Below are 18,682 nucleotides of genomic sequence, written 5' to 3'. Positions count from 1 at the left end.
ACCTCATCACCTCCTATGGACTGTGAAACGGTCACGGACGATCCGTGACAGGAGGGTCGTTGCGTCAGCAACCGGTCCAGGGTACCTGGACCGCGGCTCACCACGAAATCGGCGGATCGACGGTGCGGACAGCACGGCGCGAGGTCCGGGGCACCTACTCTTGTCCTCATGACCACCGGCCGCGCGACGATCTCCGGCCGCGCCGGGGTCGCCACGGCGGCCGCCGTCACCGCGATCTCGGTGATCACGATGGTGCTCGGCTACGTCAACAAGGCGCGGTGCGCGGGAGCACCCTTCGACGAGACCGGACGCAGTCTGGCGTTCGACCGCATCAAGGACTCGTCCGTCTGCTACTCCGACATCCAGTTCCTGTGGCTCGACCGCGGCATCGATCAGCACCTGTTCCCCTACCTGACCGGCGGTATCTCCGCCGACGGCACACTCACCGGCGGAACCGTCGAGTACCCGGTGCTCAGCGGACTCCTCATGTGGGTCGGCGGTCTGGCGAGCCACACCGACGCCCAGTTCCTCCTCTACTCGGCGCTCCTGCTCGCGCCGTTCGGCGCGGTGACCGCCTGGATGCTGGGACGCCTCGGCGGCCGCGTCGCGCTGCTCTGGTCGGCCGGCCCCGCGCTGGTTCTCTACGCGTTCCACAACTGGGAACTCCCCGTGGTGGCGACGACCGTCGGCGCCGTGTACGTGATGTCCACCCGCATGCCTCTCCGACGTCGGGCGTATCTGGCGTCGGCACTCCTGGCGGTGGGCTTCTGCCTCAAGCTCTATCCGGGCGCCTTCGTTCTCCCGCTCGCGTCGTACGTCCTGGCCGGGGGCGTGGGCGGGGTGGAGTCCCCCGTGTCCGCACGCCGGTCGCCGCGCCGACTCGACGTGCGCGGGGCGGCCGGAGTGATCGCCGTCGCCGCTGCCGTGGTGGCCGCCGTCAACCTGCCCTTCGCGATCCTCGGCTACGACGGATGGCGAGCGTCGTTCGCCTTCCAGGGCATGCGGCAGGCCGACATCACGACCAACTCGATCTGGTACTGGGGACTGCGGATCCTCTACGACGTGCCGTCGGCGACGCCGGACATGAGCGCCGCCAACGACCAGGCATACCAGAGCCTGGTCTCGGTGCTCTCGCCGTTGCTGGTGCTGGTGTCGTTCGCCGCCGCGCTGTGGTTCGGCTGGCGTCGACGTCTCGCGGAGGGCACCTACCCCTGGGTGCAGACCAGCGCGGTGATGCTCGTGGCGTTCCTTCTGTTCCACAAGGTGCACTCACCGCAGTACACGCTGTGGCTCGTCCCGTTCTTCGTCCTGGTGCACGTTCCCTGGCACGTGGTGACGGCTTACCTGATCACCGACGTCGTACTCGGTGTCGGCGTCTTCCGGTACTTCGCCGCGTTGTCGAGTGGCAGCGACGCGACCACCGAGGAGAACGTCGTGGTGTTCGGGGTGTGGGTGCGCGCCGTGCTGCTGGTCGTTCTCGTCGTCCTGTTCGCACGGTCCCGTCGCCGCACTCTCGACGCCCGTCCCACCCGGTCCCCGCGCCGCCGGACCGACGCCGAAGCGGAGGTACCCGTGTGAGCACGCCGTTCGATCCCGTCCCCCTGCTCGGCGAGCACGTGCACCTCGAGCCGCTGACGCCCGATCACGCGGGCGAGCTCGCGGCGGCCGCGGACGACCCCGCGATCTTCCGCTGGACCGGATCCGTCGTGTCCGACGACACGACCGCCCGCGCGTACATCGACACCGCCCTCGCGGACACGGCGCGGCGGGCGTTCCTGCAGCGGGACGCGCGTACCGGCGTCGCGGTCGGCACGACGTCCTACTATCAGATCGACGCCTCGAATCGGAGCGTCGCCATCGGATACACCTGGCTCTCGCGCTCGGCCCAGGGAACCCGGATCAACCCCGAGTCGAAGTTCCTTCTGCTCGAGCACGCCTTCGGCTCCGCCGGCGTGGTGCGGGTGGAGTGGCACACCGACGCACTGAACGAGCAGTCCCGTGCGGCGATCGGCAAGCTCGGCGCACACTTCGAGGGATTGCTGCGCAAGCATCGTCGCCGCGTCGACGGAACGTGGCGCACCACGGCGCTGTTCTCGATGACCGACGACGAATGGCCGGCGGCCCGGGACGTTCTGCGCAGCCGCATCGACAGCTGAGCCGTCCGTCGACCTGCGCCTTTTACAGAATGTGTGCACTCGTCCGGCAGAGTTCGTGACGAGTCATTCTCCGGGGAACGATGACAAAACCGACTGTTCGGTGAGAGACTGCTGAAGAAACCGGCAGTTCGACCGAAACCAGGGACACGAGAAACAAGGGCACACCAGTGACGACCACGACATGGCGCCGTCCGGATCAGGACGGCTCGGCCACCGTTCGCACGCATGGCCACACCGACAGCACCACCTACCAGCGCCCCAACCTCACGGTTCGTGAGATCGAGGTGCTCATCAGCTGGTTCCGCTGCGATTCCAAGCCGGCCGTCGCGGCCAGCATGTTCCTCTCGCTCGGAACGGTGAACACCCACCTGACGCGGATCCGTCAGAAGTACGCGGCCGTCGGCCGGCCCGCACCGACCAAGGCATCCCTGGTCGCGCGGGCCCTGCAGGACGGCCTGATCGACATCGACGAACTCTGAGGTCCGCCCGTCATTCCTGGATGTGCACCTTGGCGTCGTCGGCATGCCCCTCGGCCGCGAGGCGCCGGTTACGGCGCACGCTGGACAGGAACGACAGTCCGATGAGGACCACACCGACGAGTCCGGTGATGATCTCGTTGATGTGCACGCCGATCGAGACCAGCAGGATGATCGACAGTGCGCCGATGGCCCAGTGGGCGCCGTGCTCGAGGTACACGTAGTCGTCGAGCGTGCCCTTGCGCACCAGATAGACCGTGAGCGACCGCACGAACATCGCACCGATGAAGCCGAGGCCCAGGGCGATGATGATGGGGTCGGCGGTGATGGCGAACGCGCCGATGACGCCGTCGAAGCTGAAGGACGCGTCGAGGACCTCGAGGTAGAGGAACAGGAAGAAGCCGGCCTTGCCGGTCGCCTTCGCGAGGTCCGACGGCCCGCCGGAGGTCTCCTCCTCCTCGTCTTCACCGGGGACGTGGAACAGATTGCCGAGGCCGTTCACCGCGATGTAGGTGACCATGCCCAGCACGCCGGACACCATGACCGTGGAGATCTTGTCGTCCTCCGCCATGAACTCGGCCGCGAGAACCAGCAGGATGCCGGCGACGATCACGGACATCATGTCGAGCTTGCCGGCCTTGGCCAGCGGCTTCTCGATCCACGAGAGCCAGGTGTGCTCGCGCTCCTCGAAGATGAAGCCGAGGAACAGCATGAGCAGAAACATGCCACCGAACGCGGCGATCTGCGGATGCGCGTCGGTGATCAGCGTCTCGTACGACGGGCTGCCGTCGGGGAAGTAGGCGGCATCGTCCGCGGGCGGGTTGAGCGCGAGACGGAGCGCCGCCACGGGGCCCAGGCCGGACGCGGCCCAGACGATGACCAGCGGAAAGACCAGCCGCATACCGAAGACGGCGATGATGATGCCGATGGTCAGGAAGATCTTCTGCCAGAACTCGCTCATCCGGCGCAGGACCGTCGCGTTGATGACCGCGTTGTCGAAGGACAGCGACACCTCGAGGATGCCGAGGATCACGACGAGAGCGACGGCCTGCCAGCTCCCGTAGATGAAGGCCACCACGATGGCGAGCGCGGTGATCGCGAACGACCATCCGAAGATGCGTAGAACCACGGGTGGTGGCCTTTCTCTGGTGTCGATCCCTGCGGGCTCCGGCGACGGGGCGTCGTTGCCCCGACATGCAACGGAGAGTGTCGCAGCGCCGTCCGACGAGGACGACGCGCAACACTCTCCGGTACTCGGACCGAATGCCCCGTCGAGCGGGACATTACTCCTTCACAGGGGTCAGACGTTCACTCCGAAGTCGCGGGCGATGCCGGCCAGACCGGAGGCGTAGCCCTGGCCCACGGCGCGGAACTTCCACTCCGCACCGTTGCGGTAGAGCTCGCCGAACACCATGGCGGTCTCCGTCGAGGCGTCCTCGCTGAGGTCGTAGCGGGCGAGTTCGGTGCCGTTGGACTTGTCGACGACGCGGATGTAGGCGTTGCGAACCTGGCCGAACGACTGCGAGCGTGCGTCGGCCTCGTAGATGGACACCGGGAAGTTGATGGTGTCGATGTTCGGCGGCACGGCGGAGAGCTCGACGTTGATGACCTCGTCGTCGCCGTCGCCCTCACCGGTGGTGTTGTCACCGGTGTGCTCGATCGACCCGTCGGGGCTCTTCAGGTTGTTGAAGAACACGAAGTGCTGGTCGCTGACGACCTTCTTGTCCGTACCGAGCGCGATGGCGCTGGCATCGAGGTCGAAGTCGGTGCCGGTGGTCGTGCGGATGTCCCATCCGAGACCCACCGAGACGGCCGTGAGATTCGGTGCGGCTTTCGTGAGGGAGACATTGCCACCCTTGGTCAGGCTGACGCCCATGGCTCGAGTCCTTTCGGTTGCGTGCTACCGGTTGCGTAATGGAAACTGCGGTCCACTCGCGTTCATACCCTCAACGTGTGGCATCGCACCAGCGTTCCCGCGAGCCGGTGCGACTCGAGATCGCCGGCGCGTCCGAGAACGGCGCCGCCAGTACCATCGGGCGGGTGACACACCGCTGGCCCGGGCGCCTGAGCCGCGGCCGGGCGCGCACCGAGGCGGTCGCCGCCATCCGGGCCGACACGGTCCGGACCTTCCTCGACATGGACAAGCGTCAGTCGATCGCGTCCGCGGGGGTCGACGCGCTGGAACGACTGGGCAGGTCGGACGACAGTCTGCGAGCGCGCTGGCGGCCGGTGGAGGAGCAGTGCTTCGCAGCGGGTGCCTCGTATCTGGCGGCCACGGAGCGCCCCGAGTCCGACGCGAGCGAGGAGGCGTACGACGCCTTCGCCACCGCCATCGCCCACCTCTCCGCCGCCAGCGCCGCGGTCGACCAGTTCTACGAGGCGCACCGGGCACGGCTCGAGCACGCGACGCTCGAGTACGCCGCGGTCCCGCGCCTGGCGAACGACGCACGCACCGCGGCGACCTCGGTGCTGGCGACCGTCACCGGATCGGAACCGCACCACTCCTATCGCTCCGTGCGTGACGCCGTCGCCGCGGTACACCGTGCACTGGACGGTCTCGCGGCGGCGGAATCCGGGGGCAGCGGCACCGCGGTCACCGGCCGCGCAGCGCAGGTGCGCTCCGCCGCGGACGATCTCCGCCAGGCACTCGCCGAGGCACCCGGCCGCGCCGGATCGGCGTCCACCGCCCTGGCATCGGTCCGCACCCGGCTCCAGGCGGTCGGCACCAAGGCCGAGTACATCGCGCCCGCCTACTCCGCCCTGCTGCGCGAGTTCGTGGCCGCCAGCTCGGACGATCTCTCCCGAGCTCGGGAGAACTGCGAGACCCACATGGTCGAGGCGGCCCGCGACATCGACGACGCGGCGACCGCACGCGACCGAGGCGACCCGGAGGAGGCACTCGACCGGATCACCGCCGCACGGCAGCATCTGGCCGACGCGGAGGCGGACATCGAGGCCGTCACCGGACGCCTGGCACGCCTGCGCGAGGTGCGGGACGACCCCGGGGCCGTGGATCGGCGCGTCCGGTTCCGGCTGCGCGACGCGCAGCTGCTGGCCGTCGACCGGGGACTGGTTGCCGAATGGGGCTCGGTGTTGGATGCTCAGCTCGCACGGATCGAGAGGGCCGCCGCGGCACTCGGAACGGGCCGGCCCGACTACTGGGCGTACCTGCGCGAACTCGATTCCGTCGAGGACTTCATCTCCGGTGTGGTCGACCGCATCCGCGGCCGACAGAGTCGGACCTGATACGAAAGGGGTTGCAGTGCAGCACTTCTCTCACCTGGAACCCGCCACACTCGAGTACCTGTTCCACCGCCCGCCCGTCGCCGTGACCGCGGAGAGCGACCTCACGACGCGGGCGCTCGCCCTGGGCGCCACGCTCTACGTCCCGGCCACCAGGGCAAACCTGGTGGAGACGGTACGCAAGCGCGCGGCCGAGGGCTCCCGGTCCGTCGTGCTCGATCTCGAGGACGCCGTTGCCGACGCCGACCTCGAAGCGGCGCGCGGACACGTCGTCGCCGCGCTGGACGCACTCGCCGTCGATCCGCCCGAGGCCGCCGTCTTCGTCCGCGTCCGCACGGCGGAGGACATGCACCACGTCTGCGACCGTCTCACCACCGGCATCGACGTCCTGCACGGCTTCGTTCTTCCCAAGTTCCGGCCGGAGAGCGGCGAGAAGTTTCTCGAGGAGGTGGCCGCTCGGTCGGCCGCAGCGGGCAGACACCTGGTGGTCATGCCCGTGATGGAGTCCCGCGAGATGGTCTACCGGGAGACCCGTGACGACGAGTTGGCCGGTGCACGTGACGTGCTCGACCGATACCGCGACAGCGTCCTGGCGGTGCGAGTCGGTGCCACCGACATGAGCGGCGCCTTCGGGATCCGACGCGACCGCGACCTGACGATCTACGACGTGCGGGTGGTCGCGGACACCATCGGCGCCATCGTCAACCACCTCGGGCGCAGTGACGGAACGGGTTTCGTCGTCACCGGCCCGGTCTGGGAGTACTTCGCCGACCACGAGCGGCTGTTCCGCCCGATGCTGCGAGCCACGCCCTTCGCCGAGCACGACGCCGTCCGCTTCCGCCAGCAGCTGGTCAGCCGCGACATCGACGGTCTGCTCCGTGAGGTCGCGCTCGACCGTGCCAACGGGCTGCACGGCAAGACCGTCATCCACCCGTCCCACGTCGCCGCCGTGCACTCGCTGTCGGTGGTCACCCACGAGGAGTATCAGGATGCACAGGCCATCGCGTCGTCCTCCGGCGGAGGCGGCGTCCTCGCCTCCGGCTACGGCAACAAGATGAACGAACTCGGCCCGCACCGGCCGTGGGCCGAGCAGACGCTGCGCCGGGCCGCCGTCTTCGGCGTCACCGCCGAGGGTGTGTCGTTCGTCGACGTGATGCAGGCACTGGCCAGGCGTCCCGCGTCCACGACCGGCACTGCACGATGAGCCGCGCGATGGACCGTCGACTGCCCTGGGCGACAGCGGAACTGGGGCTCGTCCTCGAGCACGGCACCTCGTCGGTGGGCCGGCGGGTGGGCGACCTGGTGCAGCCGGGGCTGCGGCGCAACCCGCGCCGAGCACACCTGCTGGTGTCGACCGTTCTGGGCAAACACATCCCGCAGGACCCGGCCGAGGTGATCCGAGCAGGTGAGCTCCTGGGCTCCCTGTGCGCCGACGTGCTCGCCGGGCACGACGACGGCGTGGTGGTACTCGGATTCGCCGAGACCGCGACGGGACTCGGTCACTGCGTGGCGACGCGCCTCGGCGCACGGTCCTACATCCACTCGACCCGTCGACCCGTCGAGGGATTCGCCGTGCACGGCGAGTTCGAGGAGGGCCACTCGCACGCGACGGATCATCGCCTCCTACCCACCGATCCGGAGCGCGACCTGCCCTCTTACCTCCCGATGGTCCTGGTCGACGACGAGATCTCCACGGGAACGACGGCCCTCGGTGCCATTCGCGCGGTGCACGCACTCGCGCCGCGGGCGCGCTACGTGATCGCCTCGCTCGTCGACATGCGCTCGGCGGATCAGCGCCGCGAGACCGACCGCGTCGCTGCGGAACTCGGGGTGGTCATCGACTCGGTGTCGCTCGCGACGGGCACCGTGCATCTGCCCGACGACATGATCGCCGTCGTGGAAGCGCTACCCGCTGCGTCTGCACCGGTGGATGCTCCCCACCGAGGGACCGTCACCAGGGTCGACGTGCCCTGGCCGGCCGGAGTGCCCGACGGCGGTCGCCACGGTTTTCGGGCCGAGGACGTCGCCGCCTTCGACGCCGCGGTCGAGGAGTCGGCCGATCTGCTGCGACCGCACCTCGGCTCGGGCACCACCGTCGTGATCGGGCACGAGGAACTGATGTACCTCCCGCTCCGCATCGCCCGCGCACTGTCGGACCGCGGAACGCCGACACTGTTCCAGACCACCACCCGCTCACCCGCTCATGTGCTCGACGAGCCGGGTTACCCGCTGCGGCGCGGCTTCTCGTTCGTCGCACCGGAACCCGCGGCCGGTGGCCGACGTCATCTCTACAATGCTCGGGTACCGGACGAGGCGGCGCCGAGCCCCATTCTTCTCGTCGTGGATCCGCCCGCGGACACCGAGGCCTTGACGGGTCCGGACGGTCTCGTGGACGCCCTCACCCGCACCGGTATCGACGTCACCGTCGCCGTGGTGGCGGCGGATCCGCACTCGCTGCGGACGGGGTCTCGATGACGGCACCGCTGCACGGTCCGGCGTTCGGGTCCTACGCGGCGGACGAGGTGTCCTGGCTCCTGAAGGATCTCTCGCACGTCTCGCTGGAGGCGGACACCGCGTCGCGGGAGCAGCAGATCCAGTCGGGCGCAGCGCACTACGCCGAGAGCCTGCCCGTCGAGTATCAACCCGATGCCGCCTACCGCGACCTGTTCGCCACCGTCCTGGAGGAGAGCGCGACGCGCCTCGCCACCGCGGTCGGCGTCGTCACCGATCTGGTGATCGCCGAGCGCGGTGAGAACCTGGTGCTCGCCTCTCTCGCCCGCGCCGGCACCCCCATCGGCATCCTGATGCGCCGCTGGGCGCGGGACGTGCGCGGTCTGACGTGGCCGCACTACGCCGTGTCCATCGTGCGCGACCGCGGAATCGACTCGGCCGCACTGGATCATCTCGCCCGTCACCACGACCCGGCCGACGTCGTCTTCGTGGACGGGTGGACCGGCAAGGGCGCCATCACTCGGGAATTGACCGCCGCCCTCGACGCGGTGCACCGGGCGGGAGGCCCCCGCTTCGACGACCGGCTCGCGGTACTGGCGGACCCCGGGCACTGTGTGACCACCTACGGCACCCGCGACGACTTCCTCATCGCGTCGGCATGCCTCAACTCGACGGTGTCGGGCCTGATCTCCCGCACCGTGCTCAACGACACGCTCATCGGGCCCGGTGAGTTCCACGGCGCCAAGTTCTACGCCGACCTCGCCGCGGTGGACGTGTCGAACCTGTTGCTGGACAGCGTGTCCGCCAGATTCGACGACGTCGCGGACGCCGTGGTAGAGGGACTGTCGACGGTGCGGTCCGCCGACCGGACTCCGACGTGGAGTGGCTGGGCCTCGGTCGAGCGCGTACGGGAGGAGTACGGCATCAGCACGGTCAACTTCGTCAAACCCGGAGTGGGAGAGACCACCCGCGTGCTGCTCCGCCGGGTCCCGTGGCGCGTTCTCGTGCGCGACGCGCAGGCGCCGGAGCACCGCCACATCCGGATGCTCGCCGAGGCGAGGGGCGTGCCCGTGGACGTCGTTCCCGATCTCGCCTACTCCTGCATGGGTCTCGTCCGGGACGTCTCGTGACCGAGGCGAGGACCGCACTGGTCGCGACCGATCTCGACCGCACGATGATCTACAGCGCCGCCGCCTTGGCGGAGGGTCGCACGGACGGACACGACGACGACGTGCGCTGCGTCGAGTACTACGAGGGTGCGCCGCTGTCGTACATGACCGCACGCGCCGCGGACCTGCTCACCAGCCTCGCGTCCGAGGTGGTGGTGGTGCCGACCACGACGCGCACCGTCGAGCAGTTCCGACGCATCGCCCTGCCGGGAGCACCCTGGCGGCACGCGATCACGACCAACGGGGCCACCATCCTCGTCGACGGTGAGCCGGATCTCGACTGGCGCCGCGCCGTCGAGGACGCCGTCGCCGGATCCGCGGCGCCGCTCGCGGAGGTGACCGCGGAGATGACACGGCGGGGCGACGACTCGTGGGTGCTCACGCAGCGGACGGCGGACGATCTGTTCTGCTACCTCGTCGTGAACGTGGAGACGATGCCCGAGGATTTCGTCGACGAGTTCGCACACTGGTGCACCGAGCGCGGCTGGGGCGTGTCCCGGCAGGGCCGCAAGGTCTATGCGATGCCCGACGCGGTGTGCAAGTCGCATGCCGTCGCCGAGGTGCGCCGACGGTGCGTGAACGCGGGAACTCTGGAGGCCGACGCCCCGGTGCTCGCCGCCGGGGACGGCGCCCTCGACGCGGAGATGCTTCGTGCCGCGACCGCCGCCATCCGTCCGCGGCACGGTGAACTGGAACTGCTGCAGTGGGACGCCCCCGGGCTCGTGGTCACCGAACGGTCCGGCGGTGCTGCGAGCGAGGAGATCCTGCACTGGTTCCGGGCAACGGCCGGCACGTCGGGCTCCGCCGCTGCCCCGCCGACACACGTACGCTGAATTCGGACGTACCCGACCACCCCGGAAGAGGACGAGACGTGGCTGCACAGCCGTTGACCAAGGGACAGAATGCTCCTCTGTCCACCGCCACCGTTCGTATCGGTCTCGAGCTGACCGCACCGGCGGACATCTCCGCCCTGCTCGTCACCGACAGCGGCAAGGTTCGCTCCGACGCCGACTTCGTCTTCTTCAACCAGCCCTCCGGCCCCGGTGTGCAGCTGGTTCCGGGCCAGGGTGGGCCGCAGGAAGTCGCCGTGACCCTCGCCGCGGTCCCGGCCGACATCACGCAGATCCGAGTCGTCGTCACGCTCGACGACTCGTCGAGCAGCTTCGGACGCGTCTCCGCGCCCACCGCCCACGTGATCGACGGCGGCACCGGTGCGACGCTCTACTCGTACACCGTGGACGGCCTCACGACGGAGTCCATCGTCATCGCGCTCGAGCTGTACCGGCGCGGCGACGGCTGGAAGGTCCGTGCCGTGGGCCAGGGTTACGCGGGCGGGTTCGCCGCTCTCGTCGGTGACCACGGGGTCTCGGTGGACGACGCTCCCGCAGCGGCGCCTGCGCCTGCTGCACCCACACCTCCGCCTGCCGCTCCCACACCTCCGCCGGCCCCCACGCCGCCGCCCGCGGCACCTCCGGCACCTTCTGCGCCCGCGGCCCCCGCCGAGGTGAGCCTGACGAAGGCTCGGCCCGTCAGCCTCACCAAGGGTCAGAAGGTGACGCTGAAGAAGGACGGTGGCGTCGCACTGACCACCATCCGCATGGGCCTCGGCTGGGACCCCATCAAGAAGGCCGGCTTCTTCGGAGGCGGGCGCAGCGCGGACGTCGATCTCGACGCCTCGGCACTGATGTTCTCCGGCGACAAGCACGCCGACGTCGTCTACTTCGGCCAGCTGCGGTCGAAGGACGGGTCGATCGTCCACCAGGGCGACAACCTCACCGGCGAGGGCGAGGGCGACGACGAGGTGATCACGGTGGACCTGACGCGGGTGCCCGCCCATGTGAGCTCGATCGTCTTCATCGTGACCTCGTACCGCGGGCAAACCTTCGAGCAGGTGGCGAACGCCTTCACCCGCCTGGTCGACAACACGATCAACACCGAGCTGGCACGCTTCACGCTGCAGGGCGGCATGCCGTTCACCGGGCTGGTCATGGCCAAGGTGTACCGAGCCGGGAGCGAGTGGAAGCTGCAGGCGATCGGCGACGGCATCAACGCCAAGCACGCGGGCGAAGCGTTGCCGCAGCTCCGTCCGTACCTCTCCTGACGAGGAGTCGTAGGCTCGGGTCGTGACCTCGTCGAACGATCCCTCCGTCTTCGAGTACGGAGTGGACGGCCCCAAGCTGATCGTCGTGGGCCTCGACGGCTCCGACTCCTCCTGGCGGGCGGCCGCGTACGCCGCCGGACTGGCGCGCCGGCAGCACTCCAAGCTCGTGCTGGTCTACGTGCAGACGCTGGCGGCCGGCGCCTTCGCGCAGGCGAGCGGCGTGGTCTACGACTCGGGAAGCCAGGTGGCGGACCAGCTGCTCACCGAGATCCGCGACCACGTGGTGCGTTTCGGCGAGCACCAGCACGTGAACTGGGAGTTCCGGACGTTCCGCGGCGACCCGGCGATGGGACTCGCCGCCGTCGGCGACGAACTGCGTGCCGACGCGATCGTCGTGGGCACGTCCGAGTCTGCCGGGCACCGCATCTTCGGCTCCGTCGCCGTCCGACTGGTCAAGCTGGGTCGGTGGCCGGTGACCGTGGTGCCCTAGGCGGTGGCGCCGCATCCGCGATCGGAACCTCGACGGGCCGCGGACGCACCATCGCCGGCACCCACGACGGGTACGCGTCGGGTGCTCCGTCGAGCACACCACCGGCCGGATCGTCGTCGCCGCTGCGACGCACCAGATCGTCCACCGGCCGGTAGATCTGCCGCACCACCAGGACACACAATCCGACGACGGCGAGATCGCGCACCAGGACGGTCGCCGTGAAGTACTGCTCGGGCAGACCCTTGTCGGCCACGCCCAGGTAGTACATCATCCGCGGAACCCAGACGAGTGCGTCGATGGTCATCCACGCCAACAGAATTCGCCGGTGCGGCAGAGCCAGGACCGCGAGCGGCACCAACCACAGGGAGTATTGCGGACTCCACACCTTGTTCGTCAGCAGGAAACCGGCGACCACGAGGAAACACAGCTGCATCAGGCGAGGACGCCGCGGGGCCGTCAGCGCCACCCAGCCGATGGCGAGGCACACGACCACGAAGAGCAGCGCCGTCACGAGATTGAGGATCACCGGCTTCTCCCCGGGACCGAGCGGACCGTCGAATCCGGCCCAGCCGGTGAACGACCGGGCCACGTTGTAGAGCGAGTCCGGATCGGCGCCGCGGTCGGAGTTCAGTCGAAAGAACTCCGACCAGCCACGCGGAAACAGCAGTGCGATGGGCAGATTGACCAGAACCCACGCCGAGAGCGCCGCCGCCGTGGTCCGCGACCAGTCCCTGATGTTCCCCGTGCGGATGCACAGCACGAGGAGCGGACCGAGCAGGAACAGCGGGTAGAGCTTCGTCGCGCCCCCGATGCCGAGCAGGACTCCGGCCAGCACCGGCCTACGTCGCGCCCACGCCAGCAACCCACCGGAGGCGAATGCCGTTGCGAGAGCGTCGAAGTTGGTGAAGACGTGCACGATCACCAGAGGAGAACACGCGGCCAGCGCGGCGTCCCACACCCGACGTCCCGCCAACATCGTGGTCGCCCAGATCGTCACGAGCCAGGCGAGGGCGGAGCCGAACGCCACCACGTTGAAATACAGCGCGACCGTGAGCGCCTGCGGCAACCACGGGACCGCAGACCACGCGTGGGCCACCTGCATCGACACGTACTGGTACAGCCCCGCCACCACCGGATACTCCATGTACCGGGTGATCGTGGAACCGTCGGAACCCGTTTCCTCCCACGACTTCTTGTACGGGAACGCGCCCTGATCGAGTCGCTCCGCGCCGTAGAGGGGGACCACGTCGGAGTAACACATCGCGACGTACTGACGGCTCCCGCTCCAGTCGAGTCCCAGCTCGCCGCCGGGGCTGTTCGGGGCCTGCTGGATGCACGCGGCCTTCCCGAACCAGCCCAGCGCGAGAAACACGACCGTGAACGCGAAGATCACGCGCAGTGGCGTGATGTGGCGCTGCCGCCCCACCAACGCGTGCTTGCCCACGGGGCCGCCGACCACCGTCGACAACTCCGCGACCATGGGGTCGGTCAGACTCGGCCGATCGCGCCGACGAGCGGAGCGTCGATCCGTCGCCAACTCACCCGGACTCGCCAACAACTCGTCGGACGAATGGTCCCGACCGGCCTCCGGCCTGCCCGTCACCCCTAGCCGCCGGGCGGCGTGGCCGGCTCCGGAGCCGCCCCGTCGTCGGGCGGGGTGACGGCGGAAGGTTCCGCCGGCGCCGGGGCCAGACCGGGAACCGGAATGGTGATGCCCGGCAGGATCTCGACCTGCGACGGGACGACGACCGGCGGAGCGACGGGCTCCGGCGTCGTGGGCTCCGGCGCTGCGGAAGAGGACGTGGGCGGCGCCGCGGTCCGTGTCGGCGCGGGTGCCGAGTACTGCGGCACACCGGCCTGGCCGGCGATCGCACCCGGTGCAGGGAACGACTCGACGGGCGAGCCCTCGAGGGACGCGTCGAGCGTGTCCTTCCAGATGTCCGACGGAAGTCCGGAGCCGTAGATGGGTCCCCCGTAGCTGTTCTCCAGCGGGAGGCCCTGCTCGGTACCGACCCACACGGCCGTCGCCAGAGACGGCGTGTACCCGACCATCCAGGCGTCCTTGTTCTCGCCGGTGTCACCGAGCTGCGCGGTGCCGGTCTTCGCGGCGGAGGCGCGTCCCTCGGCCAGGTTGTGGCCGTTCGAGTAGCCCGCGATGGGACGCATGGCCGCCGTGACGTTGTCCGCGACGGCGGGGTCGACCCGCTGCTCGCCGGGGTCCGCTCCGCGATCGAGCAACACGGTGCCGTCGGCCGTCACGACCTTCTGCACGAAGTGCGGTGCGTGGTAGGTACCCGATGCGGCGAGCGTCGCGTAGGCGCTGGCCATGTCGATGACACGGGACTGGTACTGCCCGAGCACGATGCCGTTGTTGGGGCCGGCGCCGTTCGGCTCGGTCAGGGTCTCGCCGATGCCCTCGACCTCGGTCGGGATACCGAGGCGGTGCGCCATGTCGGCCACTGCCTGCGGGCCGCCGTCGAGGCTGAGCTGCAACCGGTAGAAGCTCGTGTTGAGCGACCGCTTGAGCGCCTCGGCAATGGTGCAGGTGCCGCAGGACTCGCCCTCGACGTTGCCGATGGAGATGCCGTTGACCGTCAGCGGCGAGCTGTCGTACATCTGCGACAGCGGGATGCCCTGATCCAGAGCCGCCGCCAGGCCGAAGACCTTGAACGACGAACCGGTCTGCAGGCCGGACTGCGCGAAGTCGAAGCCGCGGCCGTCGACACCGCCGTAGTACGAGCGCACCGCACCGGTGCGGGGGTCGATCGACACCGACGCCGTGCGCAGCTCGGACGGTTCACCCTCCATGTTGGAGTTCACGGCGTCGATGGCGGCCTGCTGATCCTGCGGATCGATCGTCGTGGTGATCTGCAGTCCGGCGGTGTTCAGGTCCTGCTCACTGATGCCCGACGCGGTGAGCTCCTTGAGCACCTGGTTCTTGATCAGTCCGTTCGGGCCGGCGTCGGCGGCGTCGCCGCTGTCCACCGAGGCGAGCGGTCGCCACTGCGGGTACTGCATCGCCTGACGCTGGGTCTGATCGAGCGCACCCATCGTGACCATGCCGTCGAGGACGTAGTTCCAGCGGCTCTGCGCACCCGTCGGGTTGTTCTCCGGATCGAGTCCGGAGGGCTGCTGGATGGTGGCCGCGAGCACGGCACCCTCCTCGACGCTCAACTGCTCGACGGGCTTGTCGAAGTACGCCTTCGACGCCGCCGCGATGCCGTACGCGCCGCGGCCGAAGTAGATGGTGTTGAGGTACGCGGCGAGGATGTCGTCCTTGGTCCACTGACGCGCCATCTTCGAGGAGATGACCAGCTCGCGCATCTTGCGGGTGAGCGTCCGCTCGGACCCCACGAGCGCGTTCTTCACGTACTGCTGCGTGATGGTGGATCCACCACCGGCGCTGTCGCGCCCGAGCACGTTGTCGCGAGCGGCGCGTGCGAAGCCGGTGACCGAGAATCCGGGGTTGGAGTAGAAGTCACGATCCTCGGCCGACAACACCGCATTGCGGACGTGCTCGGGGATCTGTCCGATCTCGACATCGGTGCGGTTGCCCTCGGGAGGGACCACCGTGCCGAGGACGGACGTTCCGTCCGACGCGAGGACGGTGGCGACCTGGTTGGTCTTGATGTCACCGGGCCGCGGAACGTCCTCGACGACGTACGCGACCATGAACACCAGGACAGGAACGACCATGCCCAGCGCGATCAAGCCGTACAGCGTGCGCCGCAGGACCTTCCACTTCGACTTCTTCTTCGTCTTCGTGGCAGTACCTCCTGATGGCGGTTCGGTGGGTCCTCCACCGAACCGGTCCCGGTCACCGTCGGCGTCGCCACGCGAGTGGGACGTCACGGGCCGGGAGGGTGGAACGTCGGTCGCCCGTGGATCGTCCGAGTACGGGCGCGGCTGCGAGAACGCCTGCGACCGCGGCGGGGGCGCGGTCGGGGGAATCTGGGTGGTGTCCGGTCCACGATCGTCGTAGGACGGCGGACCGTAGGCCGGGCGCCGCGGGTGATCGGCCGGCGGCCAGCTCGGTGGGGGACCACCGGGGCCGTCCCGGCGAGGCGCACGCGGTGGGGGTGGGCCCGACGGCCGCTGCTGGGGATCGCGGACCGGCTCGTGGCTCGGGCGCCCGTGACGCGGTGGTTCCCCGGGCCCGTCGGGTCGACCGTGGCGGCCGGACGGACGCCCGCGATCGTCACCGGAACTGTCGTAGGGGGAACTCACTCACGTACTCCACTGTCAGGACGCACGTGTGACCAGGTGGCGACGGTCACGTGTGCGTCGGGCTCGTTCGACTCGGTTGCGCGGGGGACCACCGACGGACGGTACCGCCGACGACCTGCGTCCGTCACTCACTGGCCGTGCGTCGGCGGGAGGCGGAGCGTGTGCGGGGGCTCTTGGGCGCCGGAACGGCACCCAGGACGTACGACTGCACGAGGTGGTTCCAACTGCAGGTTCGGCAGACCTCGACGACGTGCACGGAGAACTCCTCCTGCGTGCCGGCGAGGCGGGTGAGCTCGTCCGCGGTCCGGGCCGAGCCGTTCATCGTCCCGAGCTTCTCTCCGAACACCCAGGAGACCAGCGTGAGCTGCTCCTTCCGGCAGATGGGGCACGCCACGGTGGACGGCCGACCGTGGAACTTGGCCGCTCGGAGGAGGTAGGGATCGGCGTCGCAGACCTGGGCCATCGCCGTTCGTCCGGAGTAGACCTCGGCGAGCAGCGACTTGCGCTGCAACGCGTAGTCCACCACCTGCCGCTGTGATCTCACGGTGACCAGAGTACGTGCGCCGTCGAGGTGGGGTGGTGCTCGACCCCGTCCCGTGCGCTGGAGCGGAGCCGTGGAGCCGGAGCACTTGAGGGACCCGGTCCACGGGCCTACCATCTGGCGATGCCGACGGTCCGATCTGTGGGTGTCAGAGCGCGTGACCAGGACAGAGTGCACGCGTGCGCCGCGCTGGACCGTGCGCTCGCGGACGGCCAGATCGACGCCGAGGAGCACGCCACCCGTATCGCCCTCGCCACCGATGCACGTGCGCTCGAGGACCTCCACGATCTGATCGGCGATCTGCAGGGCGAGTCCGATTTGGCTCCGATGGCGTCGCCCGGGACGGCAGCCGCGGGGCTCTCCCGTCGGGGTCGGCCGAGCGTGCTGAGCGCGGTGATCCGGTGGGCTGTTCTCCTGGTCGTCGCCGCACTCCTGTTCTTCGGTGTCCGCGCCTGTGCGTCCGACGACAGCGCGACCGGCACCTACGGCTCGGCCGGCTATCTCGAACCGCGCGCGATGGACGACATCGTGGCGTCGACGGGCATGCTGCTGGGAACCACCGTCGTCGACGAGCTGATGTTCTACTCCGAGTACGCGCTGCTGAGGGCGCCGAGTCCCGACGATCCGGGCCGGGAGAGGCGTTATCAGTACCGCGACGGCGAGTGGAGACAGTCGGACGACGCGGACAGGGACCGTGAGACGGCGACCGTCGACCTCGCCGACCTGGGCCCCGGCGTGCTCGGCGGGTTGGTTCTGGGCGCCGGCGCGAGCCTGAACATCGCCGAGATCGACTCGCTGTACCTGTTCGTCCGTGACACCGGCGCCGGCCCCGCGATCAGCCTGCACGCGAGCAACGAGGCCGCGAACGAGGACGGATACCTCGAGGCGTCCCTGTCGGGCGACTTCCTCAGCGTCACCCCGTTCGATCCGACCGAGTAGGAGACGACGATGGCGACCGGACAGGATCGACGACTGTGCGCCCGTGACATCGATCGCGCCGTGGTCGCGACCGCTCTCGACACCGCGTACGCGGACGGGCAGCTGACGTTCGACGAGCACCGGTCACGGGTGGCGGCGGCGAGAACGGCGACGACACTGGGCGATCTCCACGCGTTGGCCGCCGATCTGCAGGCGGCCGTACCGCTGCCCGAGGCGATACGGCCCGCACCCGGACCGTCCCGGCGCCCGGTGATCGTGGGTCTGCTCGTCGTGGTCCTCGTCCTCGGAGTCGCCGTCGTGCTGGCGGTCCGCGGATCCGATGCACCGTCGTCGCCGAGCGTCGCGGCTCCGTCGTCGTCCGTCGGCCCGGGAGCGACGGCCGCGGGCACCGTGACGCCGATCGTCGCGCGACCCTTCGTGTTCGACACCCCGGAGGGCCTGGCCGACTTCCGCGACCGGTGGATCACACGATTCGGCGACCCCGAGGTCACCGAGTTGGCGTTGTACCCGTCGGACGATCGCGCCTCTCTGACCCGCCTCGCCGAGAGCGACCGCGTGCGCGACGTGTCGGTCCGCGGCGGTTTCGAGGAGTCCGCCGCGACGAGCCCGAGGGAGACGGACGAGCTGCCCTTCGACCTCACCGCGCTCGACGTCGCGGCACTGGCGGGCCTGATGGCGGGTTCCGCGTCGTTCGTCGAGGTACCGGACGCGTCGGTCACCCACGTGCTCGTGCGCAACGAGGGAGTGCCGGAGGTACTGGTCTACGCCGCGGATGCGGACGGCCGCGGTGGATACCTGCAGGCCACCCTGGCCGGTGAGGTCACGCGGGTCAGCCCCCACCGTCCCTGACGGGGCCCGTGTTCATGTTCTCGACAGTTACATGTACCCC

Annotated in this window: 17 protein-coding genes; 12 read left to right on the top strand and 5 right to left on the bottom strand. The window is 69.4% G+C overall.

Features of this window, described 5'->3' with window-relative positions; genetic code table 11:
• Nucleotides 1-168 precede the first annotated feature (168 nt).
• From HQ312_RS03820 to HQ312_RS03810, 3 genes are all read left to right on the top strand, one after another.
• Nucleotides 169-1,578 carry a hypothetical protein gene (locus HQ312_RS03820; RefSeq protein ID WP_222637868.1) on the top strand — a complete coding sequence of 470 codons (1,410 nt, stop codon included), beginning with the start codon at nucleotides 169-171 and terminating at the stop codon, nucleotides 1,576-1,578.
• Nucleotides 1,575-2,156 carry a GNAT family N-acetyltransferase gene (locus HQ312_RS03815; RefSeq protein WP_056440941.1) on the top strand — a complete coding sequence of 194 codons (582 nt, stop codon included), beginning with the start codon at nucleotides 1,575-1,577 and terminating at the stop codon, nucleotides 2,154-2,156. The genes HQ312_RS03820 and HQ312_RS03815 overlap by 4 nt, the downstream gene beginning before the upstream one ends.
• A gap of 167 nt (nucleotides 2,157-2,323) precedes the next feature.
• Nucleotides 2,324-2,635: a LuxR C-terminal-related transcriptional regulator gene (locus HQ312_RS03810; protein WP_081821310.1), complete on the top strand. Its 312-nt coding sequence runs from the start codon at nucleotides 2,324-2,326 to the stop codon at nucleotides 2,633-2,635.
• Between the two features lie 10 nt (nucleotides 2,636-2,645).
• Here HQ312_RS03810 and HQ312_RS03805 read toward each other — a convergent pair whose 3' ends face one another.
• Together HQ312_RS03805 and HQ312_RS03800 are read right to left on the bottom strand one after the other, a co-directional pair.
• Nucleotides 2,646-3,761, bottom strand: coding sequence for a DUF475 domain-containing protein (locus HQ312_RS03805; protein WP_027506016.1), 1,116 nt, complete (start codon nucleotides 3,759-3,761; stop codon nucleotides 2,646-2,648).
• A 171-nt stretch (nucleotides 3,762-3,932) separates the two neighbouring features.
• Nucleotides 3,933-4,508, bottom strand: a complete 576-nt coding sequence (locus HQ312_RS03800) for a TerD family protein (protein WP_027506015.1) — start codon at nucleotides 4,506-4,508, stop codon at nucleotides 3,933-3,935.
• 77 nt (nucleotides 4,509-4,585) lie between these two features.
• On the opposite strand from HQ312_RS03800, the gene HQ312_RS03795 reads away from it, so the two are divergent.
• Genes HQ312_RS03795 through HQ312_RS03765 form a run of 7 tightly spaced genes read left to right on the top strand, consistent with a single transcriptional unit; the run spans nucleotide 4,586 to nucleotide 12,086 of the window.
• Nucleotides 4,586-5,878 (top strand): hypothetical protein, encoded by a 1,293-nt coding sequence (locus tag HQ312_RS03795; RefSeq protein WP_056440935.1) that lies wholly within the window; start codon nucleotides 4,586-4,588, stop codon nucleotides 5,876-5,878.
• 16 nt (nucleotides 5,879-5,894) lie between these two features.
• Complete coding sequence (locus tag HQ312_RS03790; protein WP_056440932.1) at nucleotides 5,895-7,079, top strand: HpcH/HpaI aldolase/citrate lyase family protein; 1,185 nt, start codon at nucleotides 5,895-5,897, stop codon at nucleotides 7,077-7,079.
• Nucleotides 7,076-8,350, top strand: coding sequence for a phosphoribosyltransferase family protein (locus tag HQ312_RS03785; RefSeq protein WP_222637867.1), 1,275 nt, complete (start codon nucleotides 7,076-7,078; stop codon nucleotides 8,348-8,350). Before HQ312_RS03790 ends, HQ312_RS03785 begins: the two co-directional genes overlap by 4 nt.
• The gene (locus HQ312_RS03780; RefSeq protein WP_222637866.1) at nucleotides 8,347-9,456 is read left to right on the top strand and encodes a cysteine protease StiP family protein; all 1,110 of its coding nucleotides are present in this window, start codon (nucleotides 8,347-8,349) and stop codon (nucleotides 9,454-9,456) included. Before HQ312_RS03785 ends, HQ312_RS03780 begins: the two co-directional genes overlap by 4 nt.
• 44 nt (nucleotides 9,457-9,500) lie before the next feature.
• A complete protein-coding gene (locus HQ312_RS03775; RefSeq protein ID WP_222638092.1) occupies nucleotides 9,501-10,328 on the top strand; it encodes an HAD family hydrolase in 828 nt (275 codons plus the stop codon).
• Nucleotides 10,329-10,366: 38 nt separating this feature from the next.
• Complete coding sequence (locus tag HQ312_RS03770) at nucleotides 10,367-11,596, top strand: TerD family protein (protein ID WP_231476359.1); 1,230 nt, start codon at nucleotides 10,367-10,369, stop codon at nucleotides 11,594-11,596.
• A gap of 22 nt (nucleotides 11,597-11,618) precedes the next feature.
• Nucleotides 11,619-12,086 (top strand): universal stress protein, encoded by a 468-nt coding sequence (locus tag HQ312_RS03765; protein WP_027506008.1) that lies wholly within the window; start codon nucleotides 11,619-11,621, stop codon nucleotides 12,084-12,086.
• Here HQ312_RS03765 and HQ312_RS03760 read toward each other — a convergent pair.
• From HQ312_RS03760 to HQ312_RS03750, 3 genes are all read right to left on the bottom strand, one after another.
• Entirely contained in the window at nucleotides 12,049-13,566 is a 1,518-nt protein-coding gene (locus HQ312_RS03760; RefSeq protein ID WP_222638091.1) for a glycosyltransferase family 87 protein, read from the bottom strand. The genes HQ312_RS03765 and HQ312_RS03760 overlap by 38 nt on opposite strands.
• A 125-nt stretch (nucleotides 13,567-13,691) precedes the next feature.
• The gene (locus HQ312_RS03755; protein WP_081821327.1) at nucleotides 13,692-15,782 is read right to left on the bottom strand and encodes a transglycosylase domain-containing protein; all 2,091 of its coding nucleotides are present in this window, start codon (nucleotides 15,780-15,782) and stop codon (nucleotides 13,692-13,694) included.
• A 655-nt stretch (nucleotides 15,783-16,437) separates the two neighbouring features.
• Complete coding sequence (locus tag HQ312_RS03750) at nucleotides 16,438-16,857, bottom strand: DUF5318 domain-containing protein (RefSeq protein ID WP_056695695.1); 420 nt, start codon at nucleotides 16,855-16,857, stop codon at nucleotides 16,438-16,440.
• A 138-nt stretch (nucleotides 16,858-16,995) separates the two neighbouring features.
• On the opposite strand from HQ312_RS03750, the gene HQ312_RS03745 reads away from it, so the two are divergent.
• A complete protein-coding gene (locus HQ312_RS03745) occupies nucleotides 16,996-17,793 on the top strand; it encodes a DUF1707 domain-containing protein (protein ID WP_222637865.1) in 798 nt (265 codons plus the stop codon).
• A 9-nt stretch (nucleotides 17,794-17,802) separates the two neighbouring features.
• Entirely contained in the window at nucleotides 17,803-18,642 is an 840-nt protein-coding gene (locus HQ312_RS03740) for a DUF1707 domain-containing protein (protein ID WP_222637864.1), read from the top strand.
• Nucleotides 18,643-18,682: the final 40 nt, after the last annotated feature.

This window comes from Rhodococcus sp. BP-316, assembly GCF_019836105.1.
GTDB lineage: Bacteria > Actinomycetota > Actinomycetes > Mycobacteriales > Mycobacteriaceae > Rhodococcoides.
Note: the sequence above shows the minus strand (reverse complement) of the source record. Positions and strands in the feature narration are given on the sequence as shown.